This is a genomic window from Microlunatus aurantiacus, from assembly GCF_039536605.1.
Classification (GTDB): Bacteria; Actinomycetota; Actinomycetes; order Propionibacteriales; family Propionibacteriaceae; genus Microlunatus; species Microlunatus aurantiacus.
In genome coordinates, this window is record NZ_BAAAYX010000005.1 from 128,755 (window position 1) to 150,226 (window position 21,472).

Genomic DNA, 21,472 nt, shown 5'->3' on the forward strand with positions numbered 1-21,472 from the left:
GCAGTGAGGTCGAGATGGCGGTTCGGACAATCAAGGTGATCATGAACGGGGTCACCGGACGGATGGGGTACCGGCAGCACCTGGTGCGCTCCATCCTGCCCATCCGGGACGAGGGCGGCGTGGTGGTCGGGGACGACCGGATCCAGGTCGTGCCGGTGCTGGTCGGCCGCAACGCCGACAAGCTGGCCAAGCTGGCCGAGCAGCACGGCGTCGGCGAGTGGACGACCGACCTCGCCGCGGCGCTGGCCGACCCGGAGGCGACCGTCTACTTCGATGCCCAGGTGACCTCCGAGCGCACCGGCGCGATCCTGGCGGCGCTGGACAAGGGCCTGCACATCTTCACCGAGAAGCCCATCGCCGAGAGCGTCGCGGACGGACAGAAGCTGGTCACCGCCGCCGAGAAGGCCGGCGTGATCACCGGGGTCGTGCACGACAAGCTCTACCTGCCGGGTCTGGTGAAGCTGAAGCGGCTGATCGACCTCGGCTTCTTCGGGCGCATCCTGTCGGTCCGGGGCGAGTTCGGCTACTGGGTGTTCGAGGGCGACGTCGTGCCGGCCCAGCGGCCCAGCTGGAACTACCGCGCCGAGGACGGCGGCGGCATGGTGCTGGACATGTTCTGCCACTGGAACTACGTGCTGGAGAACCTGTTCGGGCGGGTCGATGCCGTCTGGGCCAAGGCCGTCACCCACATCCCGGAACGCTGGGACGAGCAGGGTCGGTCCTACCCGGCGACGGCCGACGACGCCGCGTACGGCATCTTCGAGCTGGAGGGCGGCGTCATCGCCCAGATCAACTCCTCCTGGGCGGTCCGGGTCGACCGCGGCGAGCTGGTCGAGTTCCAGGTCGACGGCACCCACGGCTCGGCCGTGGCGGGGCTGTTCGACTGCCGGATCCAGCCGCGCGCGCAGACCCCGAAGCCGGTCTGGAACCCCGATCTGCCCACCGACCAGGACTTCCGGTCGCAGTGGGACTCCGTGCCCGATCTCGAGGACTACCCGAACGGGTTCCGCGCGCAGTGGGAGCAGTTCCTCCGCGACGTCGACGCGGGTCGTCCGCACGGGTACGACCTGGCCGCCGGCGTGCGCGGGCTGCAGCTGGTCGAGGCCGGGCTGCGCTCCTCCGACGAGGGCCGACGCGTCGAGCTCAAGGAGCTCGCGTGAGTGTCACATCGGTCGCCACGATCAGGCTCCCGCGGGCCGACGGCTCGTTGACCGAGGTCGCGCTGGAGGCCCCGCGCGCGTGGGCCGACCACCCGCAGCCGTACGAGACCCGGGTCGCGTTCGCGGCCGCCCACGTGGTGGCCGACCCGTACGCCGAGAACGTCCCCGGGGCTCCGGCCGCGATCGACTGGGACGCCACGCTGGCGTTCCGCGCCCACCTGTTCCGCTACGGCCTGGGTGTGGCCGAGGCGATGGACACCGCCCAGCGGAACATGGGTCTGGACTGGGCGGCGACGCAGGAGCTCATCTCCCGCAGCGCCGCCCAGGCCCGGGCCGCCGGGGCCCGGATCGCGTCCGGGGCCGGCACCGACCACCTGCCGGTGGGTCCGGCCAGCCTCGCCGAGGTGACCGCCGGCTACCTCGAGCAGGTCGCCTTCGTCGAGGGCGCGGGGTCCCAGGTCATCGTGATGGCGTCCCGTCACCTGGCGGCGGCCGCGACGACCGCCGAGGACTACCGCAGCGTCTACGACGCCGTCCTCTCCCAGGTCAGCCAGCCGGTCGTCCTGCACTGGCTCGGGGAGGCCTTCGACCCCCAGCTGGCCGGCTACTGGGGCAGCGCCGACGTGGCCACCGCCACCGACACGTTCGTGCAGCTGGTCCATGATCACGCGACCAAGGTCGACGGGGTCAAGGTCTCTCTGCTGTCCGCCGCGCACGAGACGGACCTCCGTCGCCGGCTGCCGGCCGGGGTCCGTCTCTACACCGGCGACGACTTCAACTACCCCGAGCTGATCGAGGGCGACGGCGAGCACCACTCCGACGCGCTGCTGGGGGCTTTCGCGGCCATCGCGCCGGCCGCTTCCGCGGCGCTGACCGCCCTCGACCGGGGTGACGTCGCCGGCTACCGCACGGAGATGGGGCCGACGCTGGAGCTGTCCCGGCACATCTTCTGCGCGCCGACCTTCTACTACAAGACCGGGATCGCCTTCCTCGCCTGGCTGTCCGGCCACCAGGACGGCTTCGGCATGGTGGGCGGGCTGCAGGCGGCCCGGTCGCCCGTGCACCTGGCCCGGGTCTTCGAGCTGGCCAACACGGCGCGACTGCTGCCGGATCCCGAGCTGGCCCGTCACCGGCTCGGTCTGGTCCTCGCCGCCGCCGGGATCCCCACGTGAGCGCGCCGGCGGCGTCGCCACCGGTCACCGACCCCACGCTCGCCCGGCTGTCGCTGAACCAGCGGACCACGGCGAGCTGGACCCTGCGGGAGGCCATCGACGGCTGCCGGGCCGCGGGTCTGTCCTCCATCGGGGTCTGGCGCGAGCAGCTGGCCGAGGCCGGCCTGGACCAGGCCGTCGGCTGGCTGGCCGACGCCGGCCTGCGGGTCTCCACGCTCTGCCGCGGCGGCTTCTTCACCGCCTCGGATCCCGCCGCCATCGAGGCCGCGCACGCCGAGAACGTCCGTGCCCTCGACGAGGCCGCCGCCATCGGGGCGGCCACCTTGTGCCTGGTCCCGGGTGGACTGCCGTCCGGTGACCGCGATCTCCCCGCTGCCCGTCGCCGTGCCGCGGAGGCGATCGAGAGGCTGGTGCCGCACGCGCGTCGGGTCGGCGTGTCGCTCGGCATCGAGCCGATGAACCCGATCTACGCCGCCGACCGCGGTGTGGTCTCCACCCTCGGTCAGGCGCTGGACATCGCCGAGCCGTACGCGGTCGAGGAGGTGGGGGTGGTGCTGGACACCTTCCACGTGTGGTGGGACCCGGACCTGGAGGCGCAGATCGCTCGGGCGGGTCGGCGGATCCACAGCTACCAGGTGTGCGACTGGATCACCCCGCTGCCCGCGGACACCCTGCTGGCCCGCGGGATGATGGGCGACGGTCACATCGACTTCGCCACCATCGGCGGCTGGGTCCGCGACGCCGGCTACACCGGCGACATCGAGGTGGAGATCTTCAACGCCGACGTGTGGGCCACCCCGGGCGACGAGGTGCTGGCCACCCTGTCGGCCCGCTACCGGGAGCTCATCCAGCCGTACGCCTGAGTGGCTCGGGCGGGCGGCGCGGCGTCAAGCTCTCCCCGACTGGCCGTGAACCGGCGCGACACGCCGTTGCGGGCGCCGATCGGGGAGAGTCTGACGAGTCCTGCGTCAGCCCAGACGCCAGGCCCGGACGTCGTCGCGGGCGCTGACCTCCCAGTGACTGGTGGCGGTGGGGTAGTGCCGCGAGGTGGCCGACGGACCGTCCGCGAACACCTCGACGATGGAGCCGTCGACCAGGACCCGGGCCGCACCGTCGGTCCTCACCGTCGTCGCCCGAGAGCCCGTCGCCCGAGAGCCCGTCGCCGGATCGACCAGCAGGAGCTCGAGCGGTCCCGCGGCGGCGATCTCGAAGGCTGCCTCCCGGATCGGTGCGGTGACGTCGAGCTCGGCGGAGCGCAGTCCGGTCAGCTCGGGGGCCGGCCGGCTGACCAGCCGGTCACCATCGAGGCTCAGCTCACGCGGGAAGGTGAGCGTGCCGGCCCAGCCGGCCTCAGCGACCTCCTCGGCCGTGCGCTGCGCGCCCTCCCAGGCCCAGCCCCACAGCAGGATCCGGTCCCCGTCCACCAGCGCCTGCGGGGCGTAGAAGGTCGGTCCCTCGTCGACGGTGCCACCGGACTCGGCCACGAACCTGAGTCCGGCCCCGGTGGGGACCAGGTCGCCGACCAGGTAGCGCACCCCGGCCAGGTCGTGGGTCCCGTCGACGTGCCGCCACAGCGACAGCAGCAGCACCCAGCGCCCCCCGAGCTCGAACAGGTTCGGGCACTCCCAGATGTTCGCGGGCGCGATCGAGGCCGCGACCGGGTCGTCGACGGTGAGCAGGGGACCCAGGGGCTCCCAGGCGTCCAGGTCGTCGCACCTGTAGAGCAGCAGCTGGGGGTCACCGGTCGGGTGACCGGCGCCCTGCACCGCGTACCGGTGACCACCGGAGCGGAAGACGAACGGGTCGCGCACCTCCGCGATGGTCGGGTCGACGGGGGTGCCGACCTTGATCACAGGATCCTGTCGCCACTCCCGCAGGGTCCGGTCGCTTCGGGCCACCGCGACCCCGGCGTTCCAGGCGTGGTCGGGGACCGCTGTGTAGACCGCCGTCGGCACCCCGTCGTCGTCGACGAGGCAGCCCGACCAGCAGCCGTTCTCGTTGCCCGAACCGGGGGTCGGCGCCAGCGCGATCGGCTCGTCGGTCCAGTGCCGCAGGTCCGCCGAGCTGGCGTGGCCCCAGTGCACGTTGCCGTGCGTCGGACCGTCGGGGTTGTGCTGGTAGAAGACGTGGTAGCGCCCGTCGAGGTGGCAGACCCCGTTGGGGTCGTTGAGCCAGCCGCTGGGCGGCAGGATGTGCAGACGCGGTCGGGCCGGGTTCACGGCGTCATCGTAGGGGCGGCGGACCTCGTCGGGCAGGGTGCTCACTTGCTCACCCCGGCGGTCAGACCCTCACGCAGCGGACGCTGGCCGAGGACGAAGACGAGCAGGGCGGGGATCATCGAGATCACCACACCGGCCAGCACCGTGGCCACGCTGCCGGAGCCGAGATTGCCCTGCAGGCTGACCAGCCCGAGCGGCAGGGTGAAGTTCTGCTCGCTGATGGTCATGATCAGTGGTCGGAAGAACTCGTTCCAGTGGAAGTTGAAGGCGAGGATGCCGACGATGGCGAGTCCGGGCAGGGCCAGCGGGGCGTACACGGACCAGAAGGTCCGGAACGGACCCGCGCCGTCGATCTGCGCGGCCTCGGCGAGCTCGGCGGGCAGCCCGAGGAAGTACTGCCGCATCAGGAAGGTGCCGAAGGCGGTGGGGATCGCGGGCAGGATGAGCGCCAGCAAGGTGTCGGCCAGGCCCATCCCGCGGATCAGCATGAAGACGGGCACGATCGTCACCTGCATCGGCACCATCATGGTCGCCAGCACCACCCCGAACAGCAGGTTCGACCCGCGGAACTCCACCCGGGCGAAGACGTAGCCGGCTAGGGCCGCGGTGAGCATCTGGCCGAACGCGCACGCGGCGGTGACCAGGACGCTGTTCCAGATCAACAGCACCATGTCCACCTGGTCGAACACGTCCACGAAGGCGCTCAGCCCGAAGTCCCGCTCGGCCGTGCCGGCGATCTGCGGTGTGAGGGCGGTCCACACGGTCCAGATCACGGGACCGAGGGTGAGGAAGGCCGCGACCAGCAGGACCACGACCTTGCCGATCGTGCCGGGCTTGAGAGCTCGTTTGAGCCGACGCCCGGAGGAGCTCGGCGGGTCGGTCCGGGCGGACACGACCGGAGGCGGTGCGGTGGTGACACTCATGGGCGGAGCCTCTCGGGAGTGGGGGCTGACTGCGGGCAGCTGGTGATCATGGTCCGGCTCACTGGTAGAAGACGAAGCGTCGGCTGAGGCGGAACTGCAGGAAGGTGACCGCCATGATGATCAGTGTCAGCACGATGCCGATGGCCGACGCGCGACCGAACTGGAGCTGCTGGAAGGCCGACTCGTAGATCACCATCACCGCGGTCCGGGTGGAGTCGCCGGGCCCGCCCCGGGTGAGGACGTACGGCTGGTCGAAGATCTGCAGGGCGCTGATGATCGCCATCACGGAGGCGACCAGCAGGGTCGGGCTCACCAGCGGCACGGTGATGTTGCGGAACTGCTTCCAACCGGTCACCCCGTCGATCGAGGACGCCTCGTAGACGTCGCGGGGGATGGCCGCGAGACCGCCCACGAACAACAGGAACGAGAACCCGAAGTTCTGCCAGACGTAGACCAGGATCACCACGATGGCCGCCCCGGGACCTGAGGTCAGCCACGGCACCGGGCCGAGCTCGACCACGGCCAGCGCCCGGTTGACCAGGCCGAAGTCCTCGTTGAACAGGTACGCCATGATCAGCGAGACCGAGGCGGCGGACAGGATGAGCGGGAAGAACAGGGCGCTGCGGAAGAAGCTGCGCATCCAGGTGGGCATCTTCGACTGCACCAGCACGGCCAGCCCGAGAGCGACGGCGAGCTGGAGGGTGACCGCCACCACGACGAAGCCGAACGTGTTGACGAAAGCGCGACGCACGGTCGGGTCGGCGACCAAACCGGTGAAGTTGTCGACCCCCGCGAACCGCGGTGCGGTGATCACGTCCCAGTGGAAGAACGCGAGCACCACGGAGGCCACGATGGGGACCAGTGTGAACAGCGCGATCCCGCCCAGCGTGGGCAGCAGGAAGAGGATGACCATGATCTTCTCGGCCCGGCGGCTGCGCCCACCGGCCGGGTGCGGGGTGCGGACCTCCTGGCCCGCGGCGGGTTCGAGCTCGGCCAGTCCGGCGGCTCCGGGGTGCGCGGTGCTCATCAGCTTCTCCTCAGGGCGATCTCGAGGTCGCGCTGCAGGGTGTTCAGCGCGTTGGTCAGGTTGCCGCGCGGGCCGGTGAGGGCCGGCGTGACGTTCTTGATCAGGGCCGTCTCGACGGCGGCCTGCTGGGGTGGCGCCGGGATCGGCCCGGTGGTCGGGAACCGGTCGAGGGTGTCGTAGAACACCTGCCAGTGCTTGGGTCCGAGACCGGAGTAGAACGCCTCGTCGACCATCGACCGGCGGGTGGGCGTGGTGTTCGGGGCGGGCATGGCGATCTCCATCGCCTCCTTGCTCGCGCAGAACTTGATCCACTCCCAGGCGGCGTCCTTGCGCTGTGAGGTGCGCATCATCGCGTAGCCGGCCGCACCGAACTGGTGACGCTGTCCCTTCCACTGCGGGAAGAACGAGACGTCGAAGTCGGACTCGCCCATGCCGCCGGCGTTCAGCCCGTCGACCCAGAAGCCGCCGGCGGGGGTCATCCCGACCACTCCCTCGGCGAACCGGCCGACCAGCTCGTTGCCGCCGCCCTGGGCCGGGACCGAGGAGAGACCCTCGTCGATCATCTGCCGCAGGAACTCGAAGCTCTCGGTCACCCGCGGCGTGTTGGCCGCGGCCTCGGTCCACTCGAAGCCGCCGCCACGCCGGGCGGAGGAAGGGTCGTCGGCGTAGAACTGCGACCACATCCACTCGCCGCCGGTCGCCTTGGTCTCGGTCAGGAAGCTCGTGTCGTTGATGTAGAGCCACGGCACCACGCCGCCCCAGAGGCGGTTGGTCCAGAAGAAGGGCAGGAAGTTGTCCGCGTTCCCCTTCCGCATCGCTCGCGCCACGTCCAGGAAGTCCTCGTGGGTCCAGTCGTCGGCGGGCCGCTCGAGACCGGCCTTCTCCAGAGCTCCCGCGTTGTAGTAGACGTTCGCTGCGTTGAAGTCCATCGGCAGCTGGAAGAGGCTGCCCTGGTACATGAAGGCCTCGACCAGCGACGGGTGCACGTCGTCAAAGAAGTTCTGCAGCTCGGCGGCATCCCGGCGGACGTAGTCGTCGAGGGGTTCCGCGAGACGCTCGGCGAAGAGCTGGGCGCCTTCGGTGGCCACGACGCAGACGTCCGGTGGAGTGCCGGCCGCCACCATGGTCAGGATCTTCGCGAAGAAGTTGCTCCAGTCCTGGCCCTGGACGGCCACGATCCGCACCGGGATGTCGGGGTGGGCCTCGTTGAACGCCCGCACCAGACCGGTGCGCGCTTCGGCGTCCTGGGCAGTGCCGAGGATCGCGACGGTCAGGGCGTCGGTCCCGCGGCCGGGAATGTCCTGCGCGGTCAGCCGCGGCCAGGACGCGGCGAAGCCCAGTGCTCCGGCTCCGGCGAGGCCCAGCAGTGCGCGGCGACTGAGGTCGGCCATGATCCTCCTTGGGTGAACTAACTCGTGTTAGGTAGTCTGCATTGCCCGCCTAACACGTGTCAACCCCGGCGTGGGATCTGGACGGTCGGTGGCCGGACGGGCGATCGGTAGGCTTCGCGGGTGCCTGCGCCCGACCCGATCCAGCCCGCTGATCCCGCCCGGCGCCTCCGCGTCCTCGTCATCGGTTCCGGCGGTCGCGAGCACGCGCTCGCGCTGGCCCTCGCCGGCGATCCGGGTGTGGTCGAGGTCCACTCCGCCCCGGGCAACCCGGGGACGGCCGCCGTCGGGCCCAACCACCCGGTGGTGGCCGACGACCCGGATGCCGTGGCCGCGCTGGCCACCGGTCTCGGGGTGGATCTGGTCGTGGTGGGACCGGAGGCCCCGCTGGTGGCCGGGGTCGCCGACGCCGTCCGCGCCGCCGGGATCGCCTGCTTCGGTCCGTCCGCGGCGGCCGCGCAGCTGGAGGGCAGCAAGGCGTTCGCCAAGGAGGTGATGGCGGCCGCCGGGGTCCCGACCGCGGCCGCCCGGCTGTGCCTGAGCGCCGGAGACGCGGCGGCCGCGTTGGACGAGCTCGGGTCGCCGTACGTGGTCAAGGACGACGGCCTCGCCGCGGGCAAGGGGGTCGTGGTGACGACCGACCGTCAGGTGGCTCTCGACCACGCCATCGCCTGCGGCCGGGTGGTGATCGAGGAGTTCCTCGACGGGCCCGAGGTGAGCCTGTTCGCCGTCACCGACGGCACCACAGTCGTCCCCCTGCAGCCCGCCCAGGACTTCAAGCGCGCGTACGACGACGACGCCGGCCCGAACACCGGCGGGATGGGGGCGTACACGCCGTTGCCGTGGGCGCCCGACGACCTGGTCGACGAGGTGCTTCGCACGGTGCTGCAGCCCACCGTCGACGAGCTGGCCCGGCGCGGCACCCCGTTCTGCGGGCTCCTCTACGCCGGTCTCGCGCTCACCGGTCAGGGGGTGCGGGTGATCGAGTTCAACGCCCGGTTCGGCGACCCGGAGACCCAGCCGCTGCTGGCGCGGTTGAGGACGCCGCTCGGTGGCCTGCTGCACGCCGCCGCCACCGGCACCCTGGCCGGGCAGCCACCGCTGGACTGGGCGGACGGCGCGGCGGTGGCCGTCGTGCTGGCGGCGGAGCGCTACCCGGCGACCCCGGTGACCGGCGGGGTCATCGGTGGGTTGGAGGAGAGCGCCCCCGACGGGGTCATGATCATCCACGCCGGCACCGGGCTGGACGCCGAGGGCCAGGTGATCAGCATCGGCGGACGCGTGCTGGCGGTGGTCGGCACCGGACCCGAGCTCACCACCGCCCGGCACGCCGCGTACGCCACCATCGCCCGGCTGGAGCTCGAAGGCTCCTTCTACCGTACGGACATCGCCCGCCGAGCGGCGGACGACCAGATGAGAGCAGCGCAGCAGTGAGTGTCCCCAACGTCCTGGCCAACCGCTACGCCTCGGCGGCGATGCGCACCGTGTGGAGCCCGGAGAACAAGATCATCGCCGAGCGGCGGCTGTGGATCGCGGTGCTGACCGCGCAGCGAGATCTCGGCGTGGACTTCGGCGGTGACGACCCCGACGCGGTGATCGCCGCCTACACCGCGCAGGTCGAGCGGGTCGACCTGGCCAGCATCGCCGCCCGGGAGAAGATCACCAAGCACGACGTCAAGGCCCGGATCGAGGAGTTCAACGCCCTGGCCGGCTACGAGCACGTGCACAAGGGGATGACCAGCCGCGACCTGACCGAGAACGTCGAGCAGCTGCAGATCGTCTCCTCCCTGCAGATCATCCGCGACCGGCTGGTCGCCTCGCTCGCCCAGCTGGCCCGGTTGGCCACGACCTACGCCGACCAGCCGATCGCGGGACGCTCGCACAACGTGGCCGCCCAGATCACCACCCTGGGCAAGCGGTTCGCCACCGCGGCCGACGAGCAGCTGATCGCCTTCCGCCGGATCGACGAGCTGATCGCCCGCTATCCGCTGCGGGGCATCAAGGGTCCGGTCGGGACCGGGCAGGACATGCTCGACCTGCTGGGCGGGGACGCGGCCAAGCTGGCCGAGCTGGAGCAGCTGGTCGCCACCCACCTCGGGGTGCCCACGATCTTGACCAGCACCGGGCAGGTCTACCCGCGGTCCCTCGACTTCGACGTGGTGACCGCGCTGGCCCAGGCCGCCGCCGCCCCGTCCAACGTCGCCACCAGCATCCGTTTGATGGCCGGGCACGAGCTGGTCACCGAGGGCTTCCGCCCCGGTCAGGTCGGCTCCAGCGCGATGCCGCACAAGATGAACACGCGCTCCTGCGAGCGGGTCAACGGTCTGGCGGTGATCGTCCGCGGCTACGTCTCCATGGTCGGCGAGCTGGCCGGCGACCAGTGGAACGAGGGCGACGTCTCCTGCTCGGTGGTCCGTCGGGTCGCCCTGCCGGACGCCTTCTACGCGTTGGACGGCCTGTTCGAGACCTTCCTGACTGTGCTCGGTGACTTCGGGGCGTTCCCGGCGGTGATCGAGAACGAGCTGCAGCGCTACCTCCCGTTCCTCACCACCACCAAGGTGCTGATGGCGGCCGTCCGCAAGGGCGTCGGCCGGGAGACCGCCCACGAGGCGATCAAGGAGCACGCCGTCTCGGTGGCCCTGGCCATGCGGGAGCGCGGTCTCGCCCGCAACGACCTGTTCGACCGGCTGGCCGCCGACGAGCGCCTCGGGCTGAGCGCCGCGGAGCTGGACGCCCTGGTCACCGAGCCGCTGACCATGGCCGGGATCGCCCAGAGCCAGGTCGCCTCCCTGGTCGCCCAGATCGAGGAGATCGCCGGGCGGCATCCCGACGCGGCGGCCTACCGACCCGGTGACGTGCTGTGACCCAGCCGCCCGGGCACGCATCCGGCCCCGCGTCCGGCCGACGGTTCGTCGGCCGGGTCGCGTTGGTCACCGGAGCGGGCCACGGCATCGGTCGGGCGGTGGCCGAGCGGCTCGCCGCCGAGGGTGCGCGGGTCGTGCTCGGCGACCTCGACGAGGAAGCGGCCCGGACCGCGGCCGCGAGCCTGGCGCCGGCCGAGGCGGTGGGTACGCACCTCGACGTGCACGCCACGCCGTCGGTGGAGGCCACCGTCGCCCTCGCCGTCGCCGAGTTCGGTCGGCTCGACGTGCTGGTCAACGTGGCCGGCGGGTCGGTCGCGGTGCCGGCGTTCGAGGACCTGACCGACGAGGCCTGGAACGACATGCTCGACCTCAACTTTACCGGCGCCATGCGCTGTATCCGGGGGGCGCTGCCGCACCTGCGGGCCCGACCCGAGGGTGCGGCCGTCGTCTCGGTCAGCTCGGTGAACGGTCTGGCCGCCTTCGGCGAGACCGCCTACTCGTCGGCCAAGGCCGGTCTGAGCGTCCTCAGCCGCAACCTCGCCGTCGAGCTGGGACCGGCCGGGATCCGGGTCAACGTCGTCGCCCCGGGCACCGTCCGGACGCGGGTCTGGGACGGGCAGGCCGGTGGCGCTGACCGACTGCGGCCGCTGTACCCGCTCGGGCGGGTGGGGGAACCCGCCGACATCGCCGCCGCGGTGGCCTTCCTGGCCTCCGACGACGCTGCCTGGATCACCGGCGTGACGCTGCCGGTCGACGGTGGCGCGCTCGCCGGCCCGGCCCAGCTGATGCCCCTCCTCGGCTCCTGACCCCGAGCCCCCGGTCCGTCCTCGGCCGACACGCCGGGGTGGCGAGCCGACGCGCGGGGATCGTTGACCGGGCCCGACGGCCGCTCTAAGGTCTCGCGATTGTGCGTACCTACTTCCAGCTCGCCGCGGCGGGCTTCCACCGGTACAGCACCTACCGGATGGCCATCGCCGCCGGCGTGGTCACCCAGTCCGTCTTCGGCTTCATCCGGGTCGGTGTCCTGTTCGCCGCCATCGCGTCGGCGGGCGGCGAGCTGGCCGGCTACGACCGGCAGCAGGCGTCGACGTACGTGTGGCTCGGTCAGGCCCTCCTCGCCCCGATCGCGATCTTCGGCTGGACGGAGCTGGCGGACCGGATCAAGACCGGGGACATCGCCGTCGACCTGGCCCGGCCGGTGGACGTGCAGCTGTCCTGGTGGGCCGCCGACCTCGGCCGGGCCGGCTTCCAGCTGCTGACCCGAGGTCTGGCCCCGTTGCTGATCGGCGCGGTCACCGTGGGGCTGGCCCTGCCCGGTTCCTGGACGGCCTACCCGCTGGGTCTGCTCAGTGTCCTGCTCGCCGTCTCGCTCAGCTTCGTCGTCCGCTTCGGGGTCAACCTGATCGCCTTCTGGTCCCTGGACATCAGGGGCTTCATCGGTCTGTACCTGGTCGTCGTCGCTCCGTTCAGCGGGCTCTACGTGCCGATCCACCTGTTCCCCGACTGGCTCCGGACCGTCGCGTACGCCACGCCCTTTCCTTCGTTGCTGCAGTTCCCGGTCGACGTGCTCGGTGGGCGGGTGCTCGGGTGGGAGGCCGTGCAGGTGGTGGCCATGCAGGCGGGGTGGCTGGTGCTGCTGGTCGCCGTCACCCGGGTGGCGATGCACCGGGCCGCCCGCCGTCTGGTGGTGCAGGGTGGTTGACACCGCGCGGGCGACGTCGGGGCGGACCGGGGGCCGGATCACCCGGCGTGAGTCGATGATGGTGCTGCTGGGCTCGAGGATCCGCAGCCAGACCGCCTACCGGACGAGCTTCTGGCTGACGGTGGCCACCTCGGTGGGTGTCGGTCTGCTCGAGTTCATCGAGATCTACGTGATCTTGACCAACGTGCCGGTGTTCGGGGGCCTGGACTTCGCCCAGGCCGCCCTGGTGTTCGCCCTGGCCAACATGGGCTTCTCCTTCGCCGACATGATCTTCGGGCAGTTCGACGCGATGCCGTCCCACCTGCGGCTGGGCCGGCTCGAGGTGATGCTGGTCCGACCGCTGCCGCTGATCGTCCAGCTGGTCACCGGCGACTTCCAGCTCCGCCGGCTCGGCCGGGTGGCGGTCGGTCTGGTGATCATGGTGATCGCGCTCCGCCACCTCGATCTCGCCCTGACCCCGGCGGTGGTCTACCTGCTGATCATCACCCCGCTGGTCGGCGGGGCGATCTACGGCGCGTTCTTCGTGATGGCCGGCGGCGTCCAGTTCTTCGTCATCGACGGGGCCGAGTTCACCTCCGCGTTCGTCTACGGCGGCTCGTACGCCGGCCAGCTGCCCGGCAGCGTGCTGATCGAACCGATCCGGATCCTGTTCACCTTCGTCTTCCCGGCGACCGCGGCGGCGTACCTGCCGTCCTTGATCATCCTCGGCCTGCCGGGGCCGGCGTTCCTGCCGGCCTGGCTGGGCTGGTTCGCCCCGTTGTTCGCCGTCTGGGTGTGGGTGCTGGCCCTGCTCGCCTGGCGTGCGGGGATCCGCAGGTTCACCGGAGCAGGGGGCTGACCATGACCACCACACCCACCGACGGCACCACCGAGCCCATCATCGAGTTCACCGACCTGCGACGGTCCTTCGTCGTCCGCCAGAAGGCCGGCCGGGTGCGGCGGACCAAGAAGACGGTGCACGCCGTCGACGGGGTCAGCGTCCGGGTCGCCGCCGGTGAGGCCTGCGGCTACATCGGTGCCAACGGAGCCGGCAAGTCGACGACCATCAAGATGATCACCGGCATCCTGGTGCCCACCGCCGGCGCCGTCCGCACCTGCGGACTCGATCCCGTGCCGCAGCGGCGGCAGCTGGCCCGGGAGATCGGGGTGGTGTTCGGCCAGCGCAGCCAGCTGTGGTGGGACCTGCCGCTGCGCGACTCGTTCACCATCCTGGCCGCCATCCACCGGCTCGACCCCGCCGCGTCCCGGGACCGGACGGCGCGGCTGGTCGAGGGGCTCGGCATCGCCGACCAGCTGGACACCCCCGTACGCCAGCTGTCGCTGGGCGAGCGGATGCGCGGCGAGGTGGCCGCCGCCCTGGTGCACAGCCCGCGGCTGCTGGTGCTGGACGAACCGACCATCGGCCTGGACATGATCAGCAAGGAGCGGCTGCGCCAGTTCCTGATCGCCGAGCGCGCCGAGCGCGGCACCACCCTGCTGCTGACCACCCACGACATGAGCGACATCGAGCGGCTCTGCGACCGCGTGCTGGTGGTCGACCACGGCCGGCTGGTGTACGACGGCACGCTGCCCGGGCTGGCCCAGCGGGTGGCCCTGCAACGGGTGCTGGTGGTCGACCTCTGGGAGCCGCGACCGCCCCTGCAGCTGGACGAGGCCACTCACCTCGGCAGCGAGGGCGAGGGCGTACGCCAGCGGCTGGCCTTCTCGCCCACGACCACCACCGCGGCCCGGGTGCTGGCCGAGGTGGCGGCGCAGGTGGAGGTACGGGACCTCACCCTGGAGGAGCCGGCCATCGAGGACATCGTCCGGACGCTCTACCACTCCGGCGCCTGAGGGGTGGCCGGCGCGTCACGGCCGGATGGTGATCGACTTCTCAGCGGTGGCGCCCTGCGTCCGCGGGAACAGGTCCTCCGGTGCGATCGTGGCGTGGACGTGCGCCGTCAGGTCGGTGGTTCCGGCTCCCTCGCCGCGGAACCTGAGCTCCAGCTCCTGCACCTCACCGGGCTCGAGGACGTCGTCGGGGCTGATGCCGGCGGCGGCGGGCTGGAAGAAGACGAACATCTCCGAGACGAGGGTTCCTCCCGGCAGCACGGGTGCCGAGCGGCTGCCGGTCGCCCGCGCCTGCAGCAGCGCGCTCATCGAGGTCGACAGCTTCAGGACGGCGCCGGAGTCGACCTGCAGGTGCACGGTGACGTCCTGCAACCGGATGCCACGGGGCGCGGCGGCGTTGGTGATCGTGAGGTCGAAGGTGCCCTCCTCGAGACGCTGGAGGTTCCGGGTGACGTTGCTGATCCTGACCTCGACCTCCTGCCGGAGGTAGTCACCGGTGAGCTGGCTGAGATCGGACAGGCTGAGGGTGCTGGTGGTCATGACAGTGCTCCTTGTGGGGTTCTGGTGGTCGTGGTTCTGGACGTGGTGGTTCCGGTCAGGGCATCGAGCAGCGCAGCGCGGCCCGGACGGTCCGGCGGATGGGGCGGGGACCCGAACCACGGCCCGACGTGGGCGCGGATCTCCGGATCGGCGAACACCTCGGCGGGCAGGGCCAGCAGCGAGGCGATCGTGGCGTGAGCCCGCAGCAGCAGCGGGTCGGTGCTGGCGCCCGCGACCAGGGCGGTGCTGCCCGCCCAGGCCGGGTCGTCGGTCCGGTACGGCTGACCGGCCGCTTCCGCGGCCATCTCGGCGACCCGGTGCCGGCCGAACCCGATGGTGGCCCGGACGTACGGCTCCACCCGCTCCCGCAGCAGCGCCGCGTACGCGATCGAGACCGGCCTCGAGCCGCCGGAGCCGTGCCCGGTGACGGCGTCGCGGAGGGCGACGGCCTGCAGTGCGCCCAGGCTCAGGCCGCGGCCCAGGAACGGGCTGGTGGTGGCCCAGGCATCACCGACGGCCACGAGCCCGTCGACCACCGGCACCCCCTCCGGGGCGTAGTGGCGGACGACGTCCTGCAGTCCCGCCAGGGGCCGTACGTCGTCGAGCGGCGTCCCGGCCAGCCAGCGCTCGTCCACGCCGCCGGCCCGCAGCGCCGCCTCCCAGCACGGCGCCTCGCGCAGCCGGCGGGTGGCGGCGTCCGTCGAGCCGACGATGATCGCCAGACCCCAGGTGCCGTTGTCGGTGGGCAGGGTGAGCACGGAGTAGGACTGGTGGTGCGTCAGGGCACCGCCCGTTCCCGTCGGTGGGCCGTCGGGGGAGTGGTAGTGCCGCGTGTAGTAGGTCAGACCGACCGTCGCGCGCTCCTCGACCGGGGCGAGTCCCAACGGAGCCAGCCAACCCGGCACCGGGCTGCGGTGCCCGGTGGCGTCGACCACCAGATCGGTCTCGAGCACCGCATCCTCGGTCCGGACTCCGCCGATCCGCCGGTTGCCGTCCGCCCCGGTCGTGGTCGTCAGTCCGATCACCCGCGCGCCGCGGCGCACGGTCAGACCCGGCTGCGCGGCGGCCACCGACGCCAGCGCCGCCTCGATCACCGGCCGGCGCCCGGTCACCGTGTCGAACTGCTCGTCACCGGCCTGGTGGCCGCCGGTGGCCGAGGCAGGATGCAGATGCAGCAGGTTGACCGACCGGCCCCCCAGGGCGAGCAGGGTGTCGGCGACGTCAGGGAGCTCCGCCCGCATCAGCCGGTACCAGCGGGGCAGTGCGACGTGCACCTGCCGGAACTGGTTCACTCCGGGCCGGCTCCAGTCGCTCCAGGCCTGGTCCGCGGTGGTGCCCGGCTCGGCGTCGTCACGGTCCAGCACCGTCACGACGCACCCGGCCCGGGCCAGCAGCAGGGCGGTAATCAGACCGGTGGGTCCGGCACCGAGCACCGCCACCTCGTGTACAGGCCGAGCGTCGAGACCTCGGGTGGTGCTGTCGAGCTGACTCATGGCGCCTCCTTCGTGGCGTCGCCATGGTCCTGCGAACCGGTGTTCACCTACCAGGTCACTCGGTGCCCACTTCCTGCCCGACGCGTCCTGCCGGTCAGGTGCGCCGGGAGCCGTTCGGCTCCAGCTCGATCGCCCACAGCACCTCCACCAGCCGATCCGTGGCTCGGGCGAGGTGACGCCGGTAGGTGCTGAACGGCAGGTCCAGCAGCTCGGCCGCCGCCTCCTGGGACGGCGCGCCGGCCAGGAAGGTCCGCTCCAGCACCCGGCGGTGCTCTGCGCCGCCGCGCTCACGATCCAGGTCGGCGACGGCCTCGCGCAGCACCCGGTTCAGGGTGGCTGGCGGATCGGTCGCGTCGGGCGGCACCAGAGCGCTGGTCAGCAGCTCGGACGAGTCGAGACCGCCGGCCCGGGTCAACCGGCGCAGGGCAGCCCGGACGGCGGCGTCGAACGACGTACGGGTCAGCGGCAGCGGTCGCAGCAGCTCGGCCGGTGGCGGCCCCGTCTCCCCGGTCAGCTCGCGGGTCTCCATCATCTCGAAGAAGGCCGAAGCCGGGAACTGTCGTCGATCCCAGCCGAACAGGGTGACCGGCGCCCCGCCCACGTCCAGCTTCAGCATCGGGGTCAGCCCGAGGTAGTCGAAGTACGCACCGTAGTGGACACCGAAGCTGACGATGAAGGTCCAGGCGGCTGGGGTCGTACGCCACTCGAGGATGCACGAGACGCCGTTGACCAGCAGCTGCAGCGGGTCGCCCTGATAACGGTGGTCGGCCCCGGCGAACCGGTTGACGTTGACCCGCTCACCGGGACGCAGCGGGCCGCGGTCAGACACGAACTTCCAGATCGCGGCCGCGATCGGGTCGTCGGCCATCAGGTCGCCCGGACCGGGCAGATACACCTGGACGGCGAACGCGGCCGTGCCGTCATCGGCCCGGCAGTGGTAGGCGCTGCGGGGCTGGGCAGTCAACCACCGGCGCGCCAGGTCGGCGGACTCCGATCCTTCGTGGGTTTCGATCAACGCGATGATCTCCTCGCGCTCGGCCGGACCGGCGCGGGGCACGCTCAGCTGTCCGCGGTCGCGCAGCACCGAGGTCTCGGCCGCCAGCGGCGTCTTGCGGTGCAGCAGCAGCACCTCGGCGGCCGCCCGGTCGGGATGCGGCTCGGCGCGGTCGACCATCCGCTCCTGGAAGTAGCCGCGCACCGCCCGGTGCAGTTGCGTGTACTCGGCCGGTGAGCGGTGCGCCAGCTCGGCCTCGAACAGCTCCCGCACGACGTCGTGCACATACAGCCCCAGAGCCCCCTGCCGGACGTACGGCCGCGACTCCAGCCAGGCCCACACCTCCGGGGCGCGGGAGCCGATCATCCGGGTGAGCAGGTCCTGCGTGGTCCGGGTGGCGTGCGCACAGGTGGCCAGCCCGGTCCGGTGCGCGTCGTCGGGGACGTCGTCCAGGATCAGGGCGCACAGCTGGCCGACGGCGTCGGGGGCGTCGGACAGCTGGTCCGGCCGACGACCCGAGCGGTCCACCTCGGCCAGCATGGCCAGGGCCAGCGGGTAGCCGCGGCCGAGCTCGGCGAGCCGGTCGACCTGGTCGGTCACCCCGAGGCCCAGCAGCAGATCGCGGCTGTCCGCCGCGTCCAGCTCCTCGAGGCCGTGCACGCTGACCAGTCGTCGCCAGCCCGGGTCCAACCACCAGGCTGCCGCAGGCGCTTCGCGGCCGGCCACCACCGTCACCGCGTCGGCGGGACGGGCCGGGAGGAACTCGGTCCGGAACCACCGGTCCAGGGGCGTCAGGAGCTCGTAGCCGTCCACCAGCAGCACGGCCGACGGGTCGTCGACCGTCCGCTCCCTCACTGCTGCGAGCACGGCGGCAGGTGAGCACTCGACGTCGCGTCCGTCCAGGTAGGTCACCTGGCGGCCGCCGGTCCGGGTGCGTCGTGCCATCGCGTCCAGCAACGTCGTCTTGCCGATCCCGCCGGGACCGTGGACGAACATCACTCGGATGTCCGAGGTTCCCGTCAGGGCGTCCGAGAGCAGCTCGAGCTCGCGACCGCGACCGACGAAGCCGTCGTCCCGGGCCACGCCCAGCCGACCCGCGAGCTGGTCGCCCGCCGGTCCTCTCGGGGGAAGGTGAGCCGCCCCGAGCTCGGGAGCCACCACGCCGTCAGGGTAGGCCCGCGGGCCGGGGGTGTCGAGGCCTTTGGTCGCGGCCCGGTCAGGCGGTTGCCGGTGCCGCCACCGAGGTCACGAAGGCGGCCAGCTCTGCCGCCATCGGTGCCGGCTCCCAGGAGTGCATCGCTCCGGGCATCTCCTTCTCCACCCCGTCCGGGACCGCCGCGACGATCATCCGGGCACCGACCGGCATCTCGTCGAACGTCTCGGTCCCGTACATGGCCAGCACGGGCACCTCGATCCCGGCCAGCGAGCCGGTGGCCAGCTCCGCGGTCGCCCAGGCCAGCGACTGCGCGTCGGCGCGGGTGCTCACCACGCCGGCGGCGATCAGCGGCCACTCGGGCGACGCCTCGGCGCCGGCCAGCCACTCCGGTGGCATGTCCTTCATGTAGTGCCGCTGGGCCCCTTCGGTGTCGCCGGCGTCGATCAGCCGCTCGATCTCGTCGGACCAGGCCCGGGTCTCGTCGGCACCGGTGGCGACCGGCGCCTCCCAGAGCGCCAGTCCGTTCACCGGCAGCCCGGCCGCCGCGGCGCGCAGCGCGAGCGAGCAGCCGGAGGAGTGCCCGCAGAGCACGGCCCTCCCGCCGGCCACCTCGATGGCCGCCGCGATGGCGTCCAGCTCACGGTCCAGGTCCAGCACGCCGTCGGCCGCGCTGTCCCCGCGGCCGAGGCGGTCGAAGACCACGGCCGTGACCCCGAGATCGGCGACGCGCTGGGCTGTCTCGGTGGTGATCGGGTCGACGGCGCGGAACGGCCCGGCCCCGGCGATGAACACCAGACCCGGCCCGCTCCCGTACCGGTCGTAGCCGACCCGGTCTCCGCGAGTGGTGGTGGTGACGTCGGTCATGGTTCCTCCTGCTGCATTTTCTGGACTGGCGAGTTCTGTTTCTTCAAACTAGACTGCCGAGTACGAAGTGTCAACGGGAGGCTGCCATGACGGACGGTTTGCGACCGAGCTCGCTGCGCAAGCGGTCGGCCATCCTCGACGCGGCCGAGCAGGTGTTCCTCCGGGACGGCTACCTGGGCGCCAACATGGACGAGCTCACCGCCCTGTCCGGTGTCTCCAAGCAGACGGTGTACGCCCACTTCGGCAGCAAGGAGGGTCTCTTCGTCGAGCTGGTCACCAGCATGACCCGGGGCGCCGGCGACGGCGTGCACACCGACGACCTGCCCGATCCGTCGTCACCGGAGGAGCTGAGGTCGGCGCTGGTCGACTACGCCGTGCGGCAGCTCACCGCCGTTCTGACGCCGCGGATCCTGCGGCTGCGGCGGCTGGTGATCGGCGAGGAGTCCCGGTTCCCCGAGCTGGCCCGGGTGCTGTGGCAGAACGGTCCGGAGCGGGCGGTGGAGGCGCTGGCCGGTCACGTCGCCCGGCTGGACGAGCTGGGCTGGCTCGTCGCCGCCGACCCGCGGGGTGCCGCCACCTACCTGAACTGGCTGGTGATGGGGGAGCCCGTCAACCGGGCGATGCTGCTGGGGGACGAGGACCTTCCCGACGCCGCCGGCGCGCGGGCCCACTGCGCCGAGGCGGTGCGGATCTTCTTGGCCGCCTACGGGGCGCGCGATCAGACCGGCTGACTGCGTCGTTCTCAGCGCGACCTGCGTCGATCAGCCGCGACACGCCGGGAACGGCCAGGTCGCCCTGCGTTCGACGCAGAACGCCACGGAGAAGACCACGAGGAAACGAGTCGCGCCCCCCGCCGCAGGGGCGAGGGGCGCGATCGAGGGGTGAGTTCAGCCGGTCGGGCTCAGTAGATCGAGGACTTGCGCTCGTCGGGGATGAGCAGCCAGCCGGCCAGGTAGATCAAGATCTGCGGGCCGGGCAGCAGCATGCTGAGCACGAAGATCAGGCGGACGACGTTGCTGGACAGACCGAAACGGCGGGCGATGGCCGAGCACACCCCCGCGATGACTCGGTCACTGGACGGACGGGCGAGACTGGCGGCCATGGTGGCTGGTCCTTCTTCCTGGTTCGGGTGGAGTGAGCCCCGAGGGGCTCGTGTGTCCACCATGCCCGCGTCGACCGCAGAATGCACGGGTTCGGGCCGGAGTTCCGGGGTGGTTCAGGGTCGGTCCGGGGCGAGTCCCCACGGTCGGGTGACTGGCAGGATGAGCCCGTGACGTTGACGACCGGTCCCCGCTTCGCCGACCAGCTCGGCCTGCCGCTGGTGCACCGCGGCAAGGTCCGCGAGCTCTACGCCTACGACGACGAGCGGCTGCTGATGGTGGCCACCGACCAGATCTCGGCGTTCGACCACGTGCTGGACAGCACCATCCCCGACAAGGGGGCGGTGCTCACCCAGCTGTCGCAGTGGTGGTTCGGGCAGCTCACCGACATCGTCGACCACCATGTGCTCTCCACCGAGGTGCCCGAGGCGGTCCGCGGCCGCGCGGTCATCTGCGAGCGGTTGGAGATGATCCCGGTGGAGTGCGTAGCCCGCGGCTACCTCACCGGCTCCGGCTGGGTGGAGTACCAGGAGTCGTCGGCGGTCTGCGGCGTGCCGTTGCCGGCCGGCCTGCACGACGGGTCTCGGCTGGCCGAGCCGATCTTCACGCCCGCCACGAAGGCCGAGCTCGGAGAGCACGACGAGAACGTGTCGTACGAGGTCGTCGTCGACACCGTCGGCGCCGAGGTGGCCGACCGGATCCGGGAGCTGACGCTGGCCGTCTACCGCCGGGCCGAGGTGATCGCCCGGGAGCGGGGGATCGTGCTGGCCGACACGAAGCTCGAGTTCGGCCGCCGTGCCGACGGCACGATCGTGCTGGCCGACGAGGTGCTGACACCGGACTCCTCGCGGTTCTGGGACGCGGCCGGGTGGGCCGACGGGGTGCTCGACTCCTACGACAAGCAGTACCTGCGCAACTGGCTGCTGGAGGAGTCCGGCTGGGACCGGCAGAGCGGCGAGGCCCCGCCGGCGCTCCCGGAGGCTGTCGTCGCGGCGACCCGGGAGCGCTACCTGCAGGCGTACGAGCGGCTCACCGGGACC

Annotated in this window: 19 protein-coding genes and 1 pseudogene; 11 read left to right on the forward strand and 9 right to left on the reverse strand. The window is 71.9% G+C overall.

The genetic code is table 11. The annotated features are described in order from the left end of the window. The first annotated feature begins 14 nt into the window (after positions 1-14). From ABD714_RS11065 to ABD714_RS11075, 3 genes are read left to right on the forward strand one after another with little or no spacing between them, the layout of a single operon-like run. Complete coding sequence (locus tag ABD714_RS11065; RefSeq protein WP_344812399.1) at positions 15-1,160, forward strand: Gfo/Idh/MocA family protein; 1,146 nt, start codon at positions 15-17, stop codon at positions 1,158-1,160. Further along, on the forward strand, positions 1,157-2,332 hold the full coding sequence (locus tag ABD714_RS11070; protein WP_344812400.1) for a dihydrodipicolinate synthase family protein: 1,176 nt from the start codon (positions 1,157-1,159) through the stop codon (positions 2,330-2,332). Before ABD714_RS11065 ends, ABD714_RS11070 begins: the two co-directional genes overlap by 4 nt. Continuing rightward, positions 2,329-3,195: a sugar phosphate isomerase/epimerase family protein gene (locus ABD714_RS11075; RefSeq protein WP_344812401.1), complete on the forward strand. Its 867-nt coding sequence runs from the start codon at positions 2,329-2,331 to the stop codon at positions 3,193-3,195. The genes ABD714_RS11070 and ABD714_RS11075 overlap by 4 nt, the downstream gene beginning before the upstream one ends. Positions 3,196-3,300: 105 nt before the next feature. Here ABD714_RS11075 and ABD714_RS11080 read toward each other — a convergent pair whose 3' ends face one another. From ABD714_RS11080 to ABD714_RS11095, 4 genes are read right to left on the reverse strand one after another with little or no spacing between them, the layout of a single operon-like run. Beyond that, positions 3,301-4,596, reverse strand: a complete 1,296-nt coding sequence (locus ABD714_RS11080; RefSeq protein ID WP_344812402.1) for a glycoside hydrolase family 32 protein — start codon at positions 4,594-4,596, stop codon at positions 3,301-3,303. Further along, complete coding sequence (locus tag ABD714_RS11085) at positions 4,593-5,474, reverse strand: carbohydrate ABC transporter permease (protein ID WP_344812403.1); 882 nt, start codon at positions 5,472-5,474, stop codon at positions 4,593-4,595. The genes ABD714_RS11080 and ABD714_RS11085 overlap by 4 nt, the downstream gene beginning before the upstream one ends. A 58-nt stretch (positions 5,475-5,532) precedes the next feature. After that, positions 5,533-6,501, reverse strand: coding sequence for a carbohydrate ABC transporter permease (locus ABD714_RS11090; RefSeq protein WP_344812404.1), 969 nt, complete (start codon positions 6,499-6,501; stop codon positions 5,533-5,535). Next, positions 6,501-7,892: an ABC transporter substrate-binding protein gene (locus ABD714_RS11095; protein WP_344812405.1), complete on the reverse strand. Its 1,392-nt coding sequence runs from the start codon at positions 7,890-7,892 to the stop codon at positions 6,501-6,503. Before ABD714_RS11095 ends, ABD714_RS11090 begins: the two co-directional genes overlap by 1 nt. 120 nt (positions 7,893-8,012) lie before the next feature. Here ABD714_RS11095 and purD point away from each other — a divergent pair, with 120 nt between their 5' ends. From purD to ABD714_RS11125, 6 genes are all read left to right on the forward strand, one after another. Then, entirely contained in the window at positions 8,013-9,323 is a 1,311-nt protein-coding gene (gene purD, locus ABD714_RS11100) for a phosphoribosylamine--glycine ligase (RefSeq protein WP_344812406.1), read from the forward strand. Then, on the forward strand, positions 9,320-10,753 hold the full coding sequence (purB, locus tag ABD714_RS11105) for an adenylosuccinate lyase (protein ID WP_344812407.1): 1,434 nt from the start codon (positions 9,320-9,322) through the stop codon (positions 10,751-10,753). Before purD ends, purB begins: the two co-directional genes overlap by 4 nt. Further along, positions 10,750-11,559, forward strand: a complete 810-nt coding sequence (locus ABD714_RS11110) for an SDR family NAD(P)-dependent oxidoreductase (RefSeq protein WP_344812408.1) — start codon at positions 10,750-10,752, stop codon at positions 11,557-11,559. Before purB ends, ABD714_RS11110 begins: the two co-directional genes overlap by 4 nt. A 101-nt stretch (positions 11,560-11,660) precedes the next feature. Then, a complete protein-coding gene (locus ABD714_RS11115) occupies positions 11,661-12,455 on the forward strand; it encodes an ABC transporter permease (protein WP_344812409.1) in 795 nt (264 codons plus the stop codon). Continuing rightward, positions 12,448-13,293 carry an ABC transporter permease gene (locus ABD714_RS11120; RefSeq protein WP_344812410.1) on the forward strand — a complete coding sequence of 282 codons (846 nt, stop codon included), beginning with the start codon at positions 12,448-12,450 and terminating at the stop codon, positions 13,291-13,293. The genes ABD714_RS11115 and ABD714_RS11120 overlap by 8 nt, the downstream gene beginning before the upstream one ends. Positions 13,294-13,295: 2 nt before the next feature. After that, positions 13,296-14,288, forward strand: a complete 993-nt coding sequence (locus ABD714_RS11125) for an ABC transporter ATP-binding protein (protein WP_344812411.1) — start codon at positions 13,296-13,298, stop codon at positions 14,286-14,288. Between the two features lie 15 nt (positions 14,289-14,303). On the opposite strand, the gene ABD714_RS11130 is transcribed toward ABD714_RS11125, so the two are convergent. From ABD714_RS11130 to ABD714_RS11145, 4 genes are all read right to left on the reverse strand, one after another. Continuing rightward, the gene (locus tag ABD714_RS11130) at positions 14,304-14,825 is read right to left on the reverse strand and encodes a hypothetical protein (protein WP_344812412.1); all 522 of its coding nucleotides are present in this window, start codon (positions 14,823-14,825) and stop codon (positions 14,304-14,306) included. Then, the gene (locus tag ABD714_RS11135; protein ID WP_344812413.1) at positions 14,822-16,318 is read right to left on the reverse strand and encodes an FAD-dependent oxidoreductase; all 1,497 of its coding nucleotides are present in this window, start codon (positions 16,316-16,318) and stop codon (positions 14,822-14,824) included. The genes ABD714_RS11130 and ABD714_RS11135 overlap by 4 nt, the downstream gene beginning before the upstream one ends. A 94-nt stretch (positions 16,319-16,412) precedes the next feature. Next, positions 16,413-18,473, reverse strand: coding sequence for an AAA family ATPase (locus ABD714_RS11140; protein ID WP_344812414.1), 2,061 nt, complete (start codon positions 18,471-18,473; stop codon positions 16,413-16,415). 55 nt (positions 18,474-18,528) lie between these two features. Continuing rightward, positions 18,529-19,332, reverse strand: coding sequence for an alpha/beta fold hydrolase (locus ABD714_RS11145; protein WP_344812415.1), 804 nt, complete (start codon positions 19,330-19,332; stop codon positions 18,529-18,531). Between the two features lie 86 nt (positions 19,333-19,418). On the opposite strand from ABD714_RS11145, the gene ABD714_RS11150 reads away from it, so the two are divergent. Then, on the forward strand, positions 19,419-20,063 hold the full coding sequence (locus ABD714_RS11150) for a TetR/AcrR family transcriptional regulator (protein ID WP_344812416.1): 645 nt from the start codon (positions 19,419-19,421) through the stop codon (positions 20,061-20,063). A 170-nt stretch (positions 20,064-20,233) separates the two neighbouring features. On the opposite strand, the gene ABD714_RS11155 is transcribed toward ABD714_RS11150, so the two are convergent. Then, the gene (locus ABD714_RS11155; RefSeq protein WP_344812417.1) at positions 20,234-20,434 is read right to left on the reverse strand and encodes a PspC domain-containing protein; all 201 of its coding nucleotides are present in this window, start codon (positions 20,432-20,434) and stop codon (positions 20,234-20,236) included. Between the two features lie 174 nt (positions 20,435-20,608). On the opposite strand from ABD714_RS11155, the pseudogene ABD714_RS11160 reads away from it, so the two are divergent. Then, a pseudogene (locus tag ABD714_RS11160) lies at positions 20,609-21,469 on the forward strand (phosphoribosylaminoimidazolesuccinocarboxamide synthase); the annotation flags it as partial. Positions 21,470-21,472: the final 3 nt, after the last annotated feature.

Coding starts and splice junctions, on each gene's coding strand:
- ABD714_RS11150 (WP_344812416.1), top strand. CDS start 19,419: ATGACGGACGGTTTGCGACCGAGCTCGCTGCGCAAGCGGTCGGCCATC.
- ABD714_RS11085 (WP_344812403.1), bottom strand. CDS start 5,474: ATGAGTGTCACCACCGCACCGCCTCCGGTCGTGTCCGCCCGGACCGAC.
- ABD714_RS11155 (WP_344812417.1), bottom strand. CDS start 20,434: ATGGCCGCCAGTCTCGCCCGTCCGTCCAGTGACCGAGTCATCGCGGGG.
- ABD714_RS11125 (WP_344812411.1), top strand. CDS start 13,296: ATGACCACCACACCCACCGACGGCACCACCGAGCCCATCATCGAGTTC.
- ABD714_RS11130 (WP_344812412.1), bottom strand. CDS start 14,825: ATGACCACCAGCACCCTCAGCCTGTCCGATCTCAGCCAGCTCACCGGT.
- ABD714_RS11090 (WP_344812404.1), bottom strand. CDS start 6,501: ATGAGCACCGCGCACCCCGGAGCCGCCGGACTGGCCGAGCTCGAACCC.
- ABD714_RS11145 (WP_344812415.1), bottom strand. CDS start 19,332: ATGACCGACGTCACCACCACCACTCGCGGAGACCGGGTCGGCTACGAC.
- ABD714_RS11135 (WP_344812413.1), bottom strand. CDS start 16,318: ATGAGTCAGCTCGACAGCACCACCCGAGGTCTCGACGCTCGGCCTGTA.
- ABD714_RS11065 (WP_344812399.1), top strand. CDS start 15: ATGGCGGTTCGGACAATCAAGGTGATCATGAACGGGGTCACCGGACGG.
- ABD714_RS11095 (WP_344812405.1), bottom strand. CDS start 7,892: ATGGCCGACCTCAGTCGCCGCGCACTGCTGGGCCTCGCCGGAGCCGGA.